At 39.8% G+C, this 12807-nt stretch carries 12 protein-coding genes and 1 other RNA gene; 3 read left to right on the plus strand and 10 right to left on the minus strand.

The window, feature by feature from the left end; genetic code table 11:
* Positions 1-42 precede the first annotated feature (42 nt).
* Both recA and EXE29_RS05895 read left to right on the plus strand, forming a co-directional pair.
* Complete coding sequence (gene recA / locus EXE29_RS05890; RefSeq protein ID WP_106984821.1) at positions 43-1086, plus strand: recombinase RecA; 1044 nt, start codon at positions 43-45, stop codon at positions 1084-1086.
* Between the two features lie 76 nt (positions 1087-1162).
* On the plus strand, positions 1163-1786 hold the full coding sequence (locus tag EXE29_RS05895; RefSeq protein WP_106984822.1) for a regulatory protein RecX: 624 nt from the start codon (positions 1163-1165) through the stop codon (positions 1784-1786).
* Between the two features lie 67 nt (positions 1787-1853).
* Here the strand turns inward: EXE29_RS05895 and ffs are convergent.
* An RNA gene (gene ffs / locus EXE29_RS05900) (signal recognition particle sRNA small type) lies at positions 1854-1950 on the minus strand.
* Between the two features lie 291 nt (positions 1951-2241).
* Here ffs and EXE29_RS05905 point away from each other — a divergent pair.
* Positions 2242-3138 carry a YbgF trimerization domain-containing protein gene (locus EXE29_RS05905; protein ID WP_106984823.1) on the plus strand — a complete coding sequence of 299 codons (897 nt, stop codon included), beginning with the start codon at positions 2242-2244 and terminating at the stop codon, positions 3136-3138.
* Positions 3139-3229: 91 nt separating this feature from the next.
* Here the strand turns inward: EXE29_RS05905 and lpxA are convergent, their stop codons facing one another.
* Genes lpxA through uppS form a run of 9 tightly spaced genes read right to left on the minus strand, consistent with a single transcriptional unit; the run spans position 3230 to position 12802 of the window.
* Positions 3230-4018: an acyl-ACP--UDP-N-acetylglucosamine O-acyltransferase gene (gene lpxA, locus EXE29_RS05910; RefSeq protein ID WP_106984824.1), complete on the minus strand. Its 789-nt coding sequence runs from the start codon at positions 4016-4018 to the stop codon at positions 3230-3232.
* On the minus strand, positions 4015-4500 hold the full coding sequence (gene fabZ / locus EXE29_RS05915; RefSeq protein ID WP_171406253.1) for a 3-hydroxyacyl-ACP dehydratase FabZ: 486 nt from the start codon (positions 4498-4500) through the stop codon (positions 4015-4017). Before fabZ ends, lpxA begins: the two co-directional genes overlap by 4 nt.
* Positions 4501-4504: 4 nt before the next feature.
* On the minus strand, positions 4505-5578 hold the full coding sequence (gene lpxD, locus EXE29_RS05920) for a UDP-3-O-(3-hydroxymyristoyl)glucosamine N-acyltransferase (protein WP_120364196.1): 1074 nt from the start codon (positions 5576-5578) through the stop codon (positions 4505-4507).
* Positions 5579-5581: 3 nt separating this feature from the next.
* Positions 5582-6082 (minus strand): OmpH/Skp family outer membrane protein, encoded by a 501-nt coding sequence (locus tag EXE29_RS05925; RefSeq protein ID WP_120364195.1) that lies wholly within the window; start codon positions 6080-6082, stop codon positions 5582-5584.
* A gap of 36 nt (positions 6083-6118) precedes the next feature.
* A complete protein-coding gene (gene bamA, locus EXE29_RS05930; RefSeq protein WP_120364194.1) occupies positions 6119-8626 on the minus strand; it encodes an outer membrane protein assembly factor BamA in 2508 nt (835 codons plus the stop codon).
* Positions 8627-8667: 41 nt separating this feature from the next.
* Positions 8668-10023 carry an RIP metalloprotease RseP gene (gene rseP / locus EXE29_RS05935; RefSeq protein WP_120364193.1) on the minus strand — a complete coding sequence of 452 codons (1356 nt, stop codon included), beginning with the start codon at positions 10021-10023 and terminating at the stop codon, positions 8668-8670.
* A 1-nt stretch (position 10024) separates the two neighbouring features.
* Positions 10025-11221 carry a 1-deoxy-D-xylulose-5-phosphate reductoisomerase gene (ispC, locus tag EXE29_RS05940; RefSeq protein WP_120364192.1) on the minus strand — a complete coding sequence of 399 codons (1197 nt, stop codon included), beginning with the start codon at positions 11219-11221 and terminating at the stop codon, positions 10025-10027.
* The gene (locus tag EXE29_RS05945) at positions 11222-12046 is read right to left on the minus strand and encodes a phosphatidate cytidylyltransferase (protein ID WP_117006654.1); all 825 of its coding nucleotides are present in this window, start codon (positions 12044-12046) and stop codon (positions 11222-11224) included.
* Positions 12047-12049: 3 nt separating this feature from the next.
* Positions 12050-12802, minus strand: a complete 753-nt coding sequence (gene uppS, locus EXE29_RS05950; protein ID WP_106984831.1) for a polyprenyl diphosphate synthase — start codon at positions 12800-12802, stop codon at positions 12050-12052.
* Between the last annotated feature and the right edge of the window lie 5 nt (positions 12803-12807).

The following is a 12807-nucleotide window of genomic DNA, read 5'->3' on the forward strand; positions in this document are numbered from 1 at the left end:
ACTTGAGTATATTGTTTAGTGACATCGTATTGAGGTTGTAAGATGGATGATAATAAAAGCAAAGCGTTAAACGCAGCTTTAAGCCAAATTGAAAAGCAATTCGGCAAAAACACAGTAATGCGCTTAGGCGACAATACCACACAAGCAGTTGAAGCAGTGTCTACGGGCTCGCTTACACTTGATATTGCGCTAGGTATTGGTGGCTTACCAAAAGGCCGTATTATTGAAATCTATGGTCCTGAATCATCAGGTAAAACCACCATGACACTTCAAGCCATTGCTGAATGTCAAAAAGCAGGTGGTACATGTGCATTTATCGATGCCGAACATGCACTTGACCCTCAATATGCACGCAAACTTGGCGTAGATATTGACAACCTATTGGTTTCTCAACCAGACAATGGCGAACAAGCGCTTGAAATCGCAGACATGCTTGTACGTTCTGGTGCAATTGACTTAATCGTTGTCGATTCTGTAGCTGCATTAACGCCACGTGCTGAAATTGAAGGTGAAATGGGCGATTCGCACATGGGCCTACAAGCACGCTTAATGAGCCAAGCACTACGTAAAATTACAGGTAATGCTAAGCGCTCAAACTGTATGGTTATCTTCATTAACCAAATTCGTATGAAAATTGGTGTGATGTTTGGTAGCCCAGAAACTACAACTGGTGGTAATGCATTAAAATTCTATGCATCTGTACGCCTAGATATCCGTCGTATTGGCCAAGTGAAAGAAGGTGATGAAATCATCGGTTCTGAAACTAAAGTCAAAGTAGTAAAAAACAAAATGGCGCCTCCTTTCCGTGAAGCACTATTCCAAATTTTGTACGGCAAAGGTGTTAACCACCTTGGTGAATTGATTGATCTTGCTGTACAACAAGACATCGTACATAAAGCGGGTGCTTGGTATTCGTACCAAGGCGACAAGATTGGCCAAGGTAAAAACAATACCATTCGCCATCTTGAAGAACATCCAGAATTAGCACAAACGATTGAGAAATTAATCCGTGAGCAACTTCTGACCACAGGTACTCCTGTTGTTGAAGATAAAGACGAAGAAGAACCAGATTTTCTAGATGCATAATGACATCTAAATCAGGTTAAACTATAAAACGCCCTACGGGGCGTTTTTCATTGTTCAGCAATATGCCACTTTTGATATGACCGATCCAAAATTTCCTAAACTCCTCGATTATGAAGCGCTCAAACAACAGTTTGGTGAAGAAGAATCCGCCACAACAACGCAAAATAACCCCAAAGAAACAGATAACCCATCATTTAAAGCAGAAGATGGCTTATTTGCAGACCCAGTGAAGGAAACTAAGCCCGGACTAAAAGGCACACGCTTACGCTCCTACGCCTTTGCTGTGCTTACACGTAAAGAGTTCTCTAAAGCCGAATTAATTGAAAAGCTTGCCCTATATGCAGAAGATCGCAATGAGGTCATTACACTGGTCGATGAGCTCTCACGTGAAAACTATCAGAGCGACCAGCGTGTTGCAGAAATGATGCTCTCGAGCCAAATGCGTAAAGGCAAAGGCCCAAATCAAATTAAAATGAAATTAAAAAATAAAAAGGTTGATCATCAGCTGATACAAGATGAACTAAAAGAAACCGATTGGGTACAGCAGGCCTATGAACTTAAAGTAAAAAAGTATGGAACTGATGTCGCGACAGATCAAAAGCTAAAAGCAAAGCAAATTAGATTCTTAATGTATCGAGGTTTTGAAATGGATGCGATTATGAAGGCAATTAAACGTAAATCAGATACAGACTTTGATTAAAGAAGTAAAATTGAGAAAATAAAAGAGAGGATTTAATTTTTATAATAATAAAAGAAACTGGTGGCAACCCTACCAGCAAAACTTCGGCACATCATAATTCTACTACCGTTGCTACCTTCCGGTCCTGGCGGGGTTCGTAGAGTACAATTGCGAAGTAACCAGCAGGGCTACCATTGCAAGAACAGAGTATAGAGATTTTTATTAAACTTGCAAGCACTCTGACATAAATTAGCTAAACCATTTATTCGTTTGATTATTTTTAAATCAAAATAAGGATTTTTTAGAAAAATACCATCTCCATCATAATGAATTTTATTTACCTTTCATCACAACAAGCATGAAAATGCGTATTGCATTTAATGAAGTTGGCGTTTTTAATGTGTCTATTAAAAATCAACATGATGCCTGACTCAACTGAAGTTGAGTAGCTAATGAAAAGACTATATGGAACTTAAATTATGTTAAAAAAACATGCGCTCGGCACACTGCTTCTTTGCTGCACCGCACCCGTTTTTGCCAATATTCCAATTGAATCACGGGGTTTAAGCCAAAATTCGGCGAGTTACGCACCTAACAATACACAAGCCGCTATTTCTACAGGCTCAGGTGAAACGGTAACCACCAATCTAAATTGGCAACTCATGCAGAAAAATCAACAGCTTGAAAATGACATTCGTACTTTACGCGGTAAAATTGAAGAGCATGATAACGAAATTGAAAAACTTAAAAATGAATTAAATAACCGTTATGCTGATTTGGATCAACGCCTAGAAACATTACAACAAAAAGTAGAGCCTTCAGAAGAAAGCGCTACGCCCGAGGAGGATAACCAACAAGGTACTGCACCCAGCACCAGCAACACCTTAAAAACTGCGCCAGTGAACAATACACCAACCCCAACGATTAAAACATCGGCTGTTGTTGTTCCTGCAAAATCAACCGTTACACCTACAACAACAAAAACTGCTCCAATTGCAGTTAAATCCGATGAGTTAGATAAAGCTGCATATACAGTAGCATTAGATGCCTATAAACAAGGCGGAGCTAAAAAAGCCATTGCACCAATGCAAAACTTTATCAAAAACAATCCAAACAGCGTTTATATCAGTAATGCTCATTTCTGGCTGGCCGAGTTTAACGTTGCGATAGAGCCATCTAATTTTAGCGAGGCTAAGCGAAATTACAGCATTGTCGCAAACCAATACCCAAATTCAGCACGTGCTTCTAGAGCACTTTATCAGCTGTATAGCATTGCAAAAGATGTCGATCACAACACAGCACAAGCAACGCAGTACAAACAAAAGTTACTTAAGAGCTACCCGCAGTCTGAAGAAGCCAAATACTTTAAATAATTTAGATGTTATAGCAGATAATGTACGTTAAATTTTCTGTTAAACACCCATAAAAAAGACCGCCTCATGGCGGTCTTTTTTAGATTAAAGCTTAACGTGTAATACCACGTTTTGACTGCTCTAATGAATCAATTAGTAATTGCGCTTCAGATACTTCAGGTAAAATCTCTGCACGAATTTTATCTAAAGCTTCTTGCGTGGTTAAGCCTGATTTATAAATCAACTTAAATGCTTCTCGAAGACCTTGAATCACGTTCTTCGACCAACCCTTACGACGCATGCCTTCGATATTCATTGCAAATGCATGTGCAGGATTTCCTGACACCATGACATACGCTGGGACATCTTTCAAAATAAGTGATGCACCACCAATCATACTGTAAGAATCAATTTTACAGAATTGGTGAATACCTGAGTTACCCCCAATTACAACATAGTCGCCCACGTGCACATGCCCTGCAACACCTACATTGTTTGCAAAGATATTGTGATCACCGACCACACAATCATGTGCAATATGTGTATTCACCATTAATAGGTTATGACTACCCACTTTTGTCAGACCTTGATCTTGAACTGTGCCACGATGCAAGCTGCAATGCTCACGAATCGAATTGTGGTCACCAATTTCCAACCAAGTTTCTTCCCCTGCATATTTTAAGTCTTGACAGACTTCTCCAACACTTGCGAATTGGAAAATTTCATTGTATTCACCAATACGGGTATAACCACCAACCACAACATGTGAATGCAGTTGGGTGCCCGCACCAATTGTGACATTTGGACCAATAATACAATAAGGGCCAATTTTCACATCTGGAGCAATGACTGCTGATGAGTCAATAATAGCGGTGGGATGAATGAATTCGTTATTACTCATGCTTGCTCTATTTTCTGATGCGAAATCATAATTTCCGCAGTTGCTGCGACTATGCCATCCACAGTAGCAATACAATTATATTTGTAAATACCACGTTTTTGCATGACAAGTTCAGATTTTAACACCAATTGATCACCTGGAACGACTGGCTTTTTAAAACGCACTCTCTCGGCACCAGCAAATAAAAATAGATTACCCGGTGTTGGTAATTTATTGTTCATTACGAAGCCAAGAATACCTGAAATTTGCGCCATTGCTTCAACAATTAACACACCCGGCATAATCGGAAATTCTGGGAAATGTCCCTGTAAAAACTCTTCATTGATTGAAACGTTTTTATAACCAACAATGCTATTTTCAGTGATATCAGTAACACGATCAACCAACAAAAATGGATAGCGGTGTGGAAGATATTCACGAATTTTTTGTGCACTCATTGGCAACTCTGGTTTCGTGAATGCAGGTGTATTCGACTCAGTCATCATATTATTTACGCAGTTTAAAAGTTGATTCAAGGGACTCAATTTGAGCTTGCATATGATCAAGTCGTTTGACCAGCTGGGTCAATGGCACATCTGCTAATTGTCTCATACGAACAACTGTGCGTTTCCATTTCTGATTTTCAAACAACGCTGTACCAGAAGAATACTTTCCAGCTTCAGAAATATTATTTGTCACCATTGACATTCCTGTCAAAGTCACATTATCCGCAATTTTAAGGTGCCCTGAGACTACACTAGCACCACCAATGATACAATTTTTGCCAATGGTTGTGCTACCTGCGATTGCAATATTTGCAGCTAAAGCCGAATGCGCACCTATATGAACATTATGTGCGATTTGCACAAGGTTATCGATAATGACACCTTCTTCCAAAATTGTGTCATCCATTGCACCACGATCAACACTGCAATTTGACCCAATACGTACGTCATTTGCGATACGTACTGAACCTAATTGTGCAATTCGGTTCCATTTGCCTTGATAAGGTGCAAAGCCAAAACCTTCACTACCAATCACTGTATTTGCATGAATACGAACACGATCACCCAATTTGCACGCACCCATTAAGGTAACATGTGATTCAATTAGGCAATCCCTCCCCACCTCAACATCATCATCTAAAGTTGCATGTGCTTGAATAACAGTATGCTCACCCACAACACAATGCTCACCAATGACAACATAGTGACCAATATAGGCTGTTTCGGCAATCATGGCAGATGGATGGATTTGGGCTGTCGCTTCAATACCCGTTTTTGTGTTCTTTTTTTCAAACACATGGGTCAATATGGCAAAGGCAAGATATGGATTAGCCACCACAATAAAGTTTTGCTGGGCTGAATTGAGATGTGCTTTAAGCTCTGCCGTGACAATCAGTGCACCGGCTTGAGATTGATTAGCTTGATCAAGATATTTTTCTGCATTTACAAATGCGATATGCTCTGGCTGTGCATGCTCAAGGCTAGCCAAACCTTTGAGTCGTAAATCTGCATTACCAACAGCTTCGCCCTGCACGAGGCCGGCGAGCTGTTTTAAACTTAACTGTTCAGGATTCATCGATTACTTAATTGCATTAACCTTTTGAATCATTTTATCAGTTAAATCATACTTAGCGTCATAAGCCAGCGCAGAATTTTTATTCAAAACCACGTCCAGATTATTTTCCTTCCGCAATTGTTCAGCTGCTTGCTTAATTCTTGAGTCCATAACTTGGTTAATCGATTGAATATTCGACTGTACCGTAGTCTGAACTTTTTGCTGCAAAGCATTTAAAGTACTTAACTTAGTTTGATATTGCTGAGCAAGTTTTTGCTTTTCCGCATCTGACAATTTATTTGCACTTTGTTGTGCTTTTAATTGCATTGCTTCAAGCTCTTTACTCAGATTTTCAATCTGTGTTGTTTGGGGCTTAATTTGTTGCTGAAAAGACATATTTTGCTGTTTCAAATATGCACTTTGCTCAACAATACGCTCTAGGTCTACCACACCATAGCCTGCGGCATGTACAGCAGTAGAGCCCAATACGCTAAGGGCGAATAGGCTTTTAAGTATTATTTTCATTTTAACTTCCATCACTTATTCCGAAATGGACCGTATTTAGAACGTACGGCCAATTTCAAACTGGATATTTTTCGTTTCATCGCCTGCTTTTTCATTCAATGGGAATGCATAGCTCAACGATAATGGACCAATCATAGTAATCCATGTGAATCCAGCGCCTACGCTATAACGCATATTTTTTGCATCAAAGCCAAAATTGTCTTCACAGTATTTTTTAGCATTCACTACAGTTGTTGTATCTAGGTGAATATCTTTTGAAGGCACATTACACTGTGTATCAAAGACCTGTGCACCCTCAGCAAACAATACTGGACGAACTTGACGAGCCCAATCACCTTTAAACGGCATTGGAAGTACTAGCTCTGTACCAAATTGCACCAAGGCATTACCACCAACTTCTTCTTTATCCCAGTCTTTCTGATGCGTTTCGCTGTATTGAACGCCAGGATATTTAGGACCTAAAGTACTGTTGTCATAACCACGTACTGAACCAAAACCACCTGCATAGAAGTTTTTAAAGAACGGTAAATCATTACCATAACCTAACTTACCATAACCACGTAATACAAAGTCTTTACCCAATGGGAAGAAGGCTTGTGCATCATAAGTTAGTTTTTGATATTCAACATCACTGCCTGGTACCGCAATTTCAGCATTCACACGATGTGACATACCGCTGGTTGGGAACATTGGACGGTTTAATGTGTTATATGACCAACCTAAGTTTAAGTTATAGGTTAAGAAGTCACCTTCAAATGCTGAGCCATACTCCGGTGACAATTTACCAGGTGGACACACCATTTCACCAGTTGTAGGATCTTTTTCCAATTCAACCAAACAATAGGTTGAAGTATTTGTGGTCTTACCACCATTGGCTAATAAGTAGTCTCGCACATAAGTTGATACGTAGGCACCTGTAGTAACTTTAGTACTATCAATGTTTAAACCAGCGCTAATACTTTGGTTTTCATCAATTGGATAACCAAAGTTAATACCACCACCAAAACTATCTGTAACGTAGTTGTTTACGTTATAGTCATTGTTTAGCTTGGTTTTACGGTAGTACATGTTATAACCACGACGTACACCATCAATAGTGAAGTACGGGTCTGTAACACTTAAGTTATAGTAATCTTGTGTTTCTGAGCGTGATAAATCAATCGCAACTGAGTTACCTGTTCCCAAGAAGTTAGTTTGACTTAAACCTGCTTGGAAAGTTACACCGCCACTTTGCGAGAAACCAACAGCAAGTGTACTTGTACCTGAGTGCTGTTCTTCAACATTAATGTTTAAGTCCACTTGGTCTGGTGAATTTGGTACACGGGCAGGTTTAATATCTACAGTTTTAAAGAAGCCAGTACGCTCTAAACGTACTTTTGACAAATCAATTTTTTCATTGCTTGCCAATGCACCTTCCATCTGACGCATTTCACGACGCAATACAGAATCCGCAGTTTTACTATTCCCGGTAAAGTTAATGCGTCGAACTGTAACTTGCTGACCTGGATTAATGTAGTAGTTTAAATCAACTTGTTTTGTTTCATTGTTGATTTGTGGCACCACATTGACTTCAGCATAGTAATAACCAGAGTTACCATACTTACGCAGTAATAGTTGCTTCACTGCGTTCACTTTTTCTTGTGAATACAGCTCATCCGATTTATAAATTTGTAATGCTTGAAGGTCTTTTTCAGAGTAAAGCGCATCACCTAAGAATTTAGTTTCGCCAAATTTAAACTGCTCACCTTCATCTACTGATACTTCAATAAAGACGTTCTTTTTGTCTTCACTCAAGTTCAAACTTGAATTGGTAATATTGAAATTGATGTAGCCTTTGTTCAAATACATTGCGCGCAATGATTCAAGGCTGGCTGCCATTTTTTCACGTGCATAACGGTCATTACGTGAAACAACAGATGCCCAACCACTTTCTTTCACAGCAAAGGCTTGCTTGATATCAGCATCTTTAAATACTGTATTACCAATAATATTAATATCAAAAACTTTTGCAGCTTTACCTTCAGTAAATTCCAGTAAAAGATCAACACGGTTATTTGGTTTTGCAGTCGTTGTTACTTTAACATCAGCATCATAGCGGCCTTGTTGCATATATTGCTGTTCAAGCTCAGTCTCAACAATTTGCAATGCAGACTTTTTCAGTACTTCGCCTTCAGCGAGACCCATTTTTTTTAAGCCTTCTTCCAAGGCTTCTTTAGGAATCAGCTTATTGCCTTTTAACTCAATTTTAGAAATAACAGGACGTTCTACAACTGTAAATATCAGGTTATTGCCTTCTTGTGATGTTTTAATATCATCAAAAAGTCCTGTTGCGTATAAAGTACGAATTGCATTTGCTATTGAAGAATCGCTGACACGATCACCACTAGTGACTGGCAACATGCCATACACACTTTCTGGTGTTAAACGGACAAGTCCGTTTACTTTTACATCTTGTACTACAAAATCATCCGCTGCATATATTTGTTGTGTAGCTGCCATTGCACTAACGAGTGCCAAAGGCATAAATAAATGTGTGTGCTGCATGCCAGTCTTTTCCGCTGTTAAATTTATTTCGTCATCTACGCTTATAAACGCATAAAATCATTGAAGAGTGCGAGTAGCATCATGCTACCCAGCAGTACCATACCAATTTTCAGTCCAACCAATTGTATTTGTTCAGAAACAGGTTTACCACGAATTAATTCAATAAAATAGTAAACTAAATGACCACCATCCAGCATCGGAATAGGTAATAAGTTTAAAATTCCCAAACTCACACTCATGAGTGCCATAAATGAGATAAAGGTTTGCCAACCCATTTCTGCACTTTGGCCTGCCACTTTTGCAATCGTGATTGGGCCAGATAAGTTATCTAAACCAATCATACCTCGAACCATTTTTACAATGGAGTTCAGAATCATACTCGAAAGTTGACCTGTTTTATCTAGCGCCATTGTAAACGCTTCAACTGGTGTGTATTGAATTGTTTGCTTATATTCTGCAGGAATCACAACTTTACCAGGGTCACTTTGCACCCCAAGCACACCTGTGACTTTACCCATATTATCGCGTTGACCTTGTGGCATTACTTCTAAATGCACAATTTTTTGATCACGCAATACATCAATCTTTAATAACTTTTCTGGTGATGCTTTTACCACTTGTACCACATCAAACCAATCATTCATCTTTTGACCATCAATCGCAACAATACGATCTCCAGCCTTCATGCCTTGGCGAATCGCAGCCCCATCCTCACTCAATTTTGTGACAGTCGCTGGAATTACTGGACGGTATGGAACAAAACCTAAAATATCTAAAGGTGATTCAGATTGATCTTTAAGAAAACCTTGGATAGGCAATTGAAAGTTTTTGACTTCTCCAGCACGATCCGCTGTCACCAAAATACTGCCTGTTTCACCTAAACGGTCAACCAGCGCATAATTGAGCTTTTCCCATGTACTTACAGGTGTACCATCAATTGCAGTAATTTTGTCACCTGTATGCATCTGCATTGTTGCAGCAGGTGTATTTGGCAACACTTTACCTACACGTGTATTTAATTGCTCTTGTGCAGGTAAAAAAAGTACCCAAAACAAAACCACGGCTAAGGCCAAATTAATTAATGGCCCAGCAGCTACAATTGCAATTCGCTTCCAAGGATGCTGACGGTTAAATGCAAAAGGTAAATCCTCTTCTGCAACATTGCCTTCACGCTCATCTAGCATTTTGACATAGCCACCTAATGGTAATGCCGAAAGCTGGTATTGAATCCCTGATTTCTTAGAAGTCCACTTCAGAATAGTTGGCCCAAACCCAATGGAATAAACCAACACTTTTACGCCAAGTTTACGTGCAACAAAATAATGACCAAACTCATGTATTGCAATTAAGGGCCCCAACAACAGAATTGCAGCCACAATAATAAACAAGGCGCTCATACTAACTTCCTTTATTGGTCACCAATTGTTGTGCAATTGCACGCGCTTCAGCATCTGCTTGTAAAATCACATCCAGATTGTTTGCAGCCTGATGTGCCAGTTGATTCAATGTTTGCTCAACAATCGCAGGGATCTGCATAAATCCAATTTTTTGCTTTAAAAATGCATCCACCGCAATTTCATTGGCTGCATTTAAAATCGCAGGTGTAGTTCCACCTACTTTCATAGCTTGACGTGCCAATTTAAGTGCAGGGAATCGAGTTGTATCAGGCTCAACAAAATTTAATTGCGAATGTGTAAATACATTTAATGCCGGAACATGCGTTTGTATGCGTTCTGGCCAAGCCAAAGCATGTGCAATTGGCGTACACATATCTGGATTACCCATTTGTGCCAAGGTCGAACCATCTACATATTGCACCATAGAGTGGATGATACTCTGTGGATGCACAACAACTTTTACAAAATGTTCTTCAATTGAAAATAAATGGCAGGCTTCGATCAACTCTAAACCTTTATTCATCAACGTAGCAGAATCTACAGATATTTTTTGCCCCATAGACCAATTTGGATGTTTACATGCTTGCGCAGGTGTCACCGAATGTAATTGTTCTAGGCTATGGTTTAGAAATGGACCACCAGACGCGGTCAGTAAAATATTGGACACACCCAGTTTAGGTTGACCATTTCGTTCGGCCTGAAAATAGTTTTGAGGTAAGCACTGAAAAATAGCATTGTGCTCAGAATCTACAGGCAATAGTGTCGCATGATGATCCAAAGCAGCTTGCATCATGATATCGCCCGACATTACCAATGCTTCTTTATTGGCAAGTAAAACACGTTTACCTGCCTTTACAGCAGCTAAAGTCGGAAGCAGACCAGCCGCACCAACGATTGCTGCCATCACCACATCTACATCTGAATGTGAAGCAACAGCAATTAAGCCTACCTCATCAGCCAAAATTTCGATGTCAGCTAATTGCTCTGCCACAAGGAGCTGTCGTAATTCATCTACTTTAGAGGATGGTACAACAGCGAATCTCGGTCGGTACTGTTTGCAAATTTCTACCAGCTCTGCAAGTCTGCTCTGCGCAGTCACTGCAAAAACGGAATACTCTTGTGAATGTTGCGCCAAGATTTTCAAGGTACTTTGACCTATCGACCCTGTTGCACCCAATATACAAACAGATTGAGACATTTATAAATCTACGCCAAGAAGTTTTAAAACATATATGCCCGCAGCAAAAATTGGGGCAGCAGCCAATAATGAGTCAATTCGATCGAGCACACCGCCATGACCAGGAAGAATTCGACCCGAATCCTTAATGCCAGCACGACGTTTAATCATCGATTCAAATAAATCACCCAATACTGAGCTAAATACGGTAATCACAGATAAAATAAGGAATAAAGCATGTTCTGCTAAGCTTAAGTCAAGATAAACCACCTCAACTACAACCACGATTAACATTGCAGTAAACACACCACCATACAAACCTTCTAAAGATTTGTTTGGACTCACATCGGGTGCGAGTTTCTTTTTACCCAGCTTACGTCCTACGAAGTAAGCACCACTGTCTGCACCCCAAACCAACAGGAATAAGTACATGAGCCACCACGGTGAGCTCTGCCAAACAGAGAAAATGGCTGTAACAGCAGCTGAAACCAAAACCAAACCTATGACTTTAAGCGTTGGATTATACCAACCGTCATATTCTGGATAAGATTTCACCCAATAAACACTGAGCAACCACGTCAAAATCGAGGCTGCCCAAAGTAATAAAGCCACATCATTATAGCTTAATGCTAAGGTAGAAATCGCAGCAGTGACTAAACCATAGCCCCATGCAAGCGGTTTATTTACATTCTTAGATTTTTTAGGCATGAGTTTAAACCACTCATAGCCAGCAACCCCAGCTGCAATGATCATCAGCACAAACATTGGGTAATGCGAAGACGAAGCAAACATACAGCTCAGTACAACCGCAACTAGCACCAATGCGGTAATAATCCGCTCTAACATTTATTAATTCTCAAGTGACGCTTGTTGAACTTGTTCTGATGTTTTACCGAAGCGGCGTTCACGCCCTGCAAATACTGCAAAAGCATCATCTAATTCTTCAACGGTAAATTCTGGCCATAATGTATCTGTAAAATACAATTCTGCATAAGCGGCTTGCCACAATAGAAAGTTAGATAGACGGAAATCTCCACCTGTACGAATTAACAAATCTACTGCAGGTAAATCACTCATGCTGACATAGCGACCAAATACATCGGTATCTATTGCATCAAGCGTTAATTTGTTTGCCATAACATCGGCCGCAATCTGCTGTGCAGCGTGCGCCATATCCCACATACCGCCATAACTTATCGCAATGGTCAGCGTCATGCTAGAGAAGTTAGCAGTCCTTTCTTCGGCATGCAACATGAGTGCACGTAATTCTGGAGATAAACGTGATCGATCTCCAATAAAACGAAGCGAAATGTTAAATTTTTCCATACGTGGCAATTGTTCATGAATTGTTTCTTCTAACAATTTCATCAACAAATCAACCTCAAATTGAGGTCGTTTCCAGTTTTCACTAGAAAATGCAAACACAGTTAATGCTTGGATATTCGCTTGTCGACAATGCTCTACAATTGGATCTAGGATCTCTTTACCAGAACGATGCCCTTCACCTTTTTGCATTAGATTTTTTTTGGCAAAACGATTGTTGCCATCCATAATGATGGCAACATGTTTTGGAAGACTGGAATTTTCTTCAGAAACGGTCATTCAAG

It is taken from the genome of Acinetobacter sp. WCHAc060006 (genome assembly GCF_004209135.1).
Lineage (GTDB): Bacteria > Pseudomonadota > Gammaproteobacteria > Pseudomonadales > Moraxellaceae > Acinetobacter > Acinetobacter cumulans.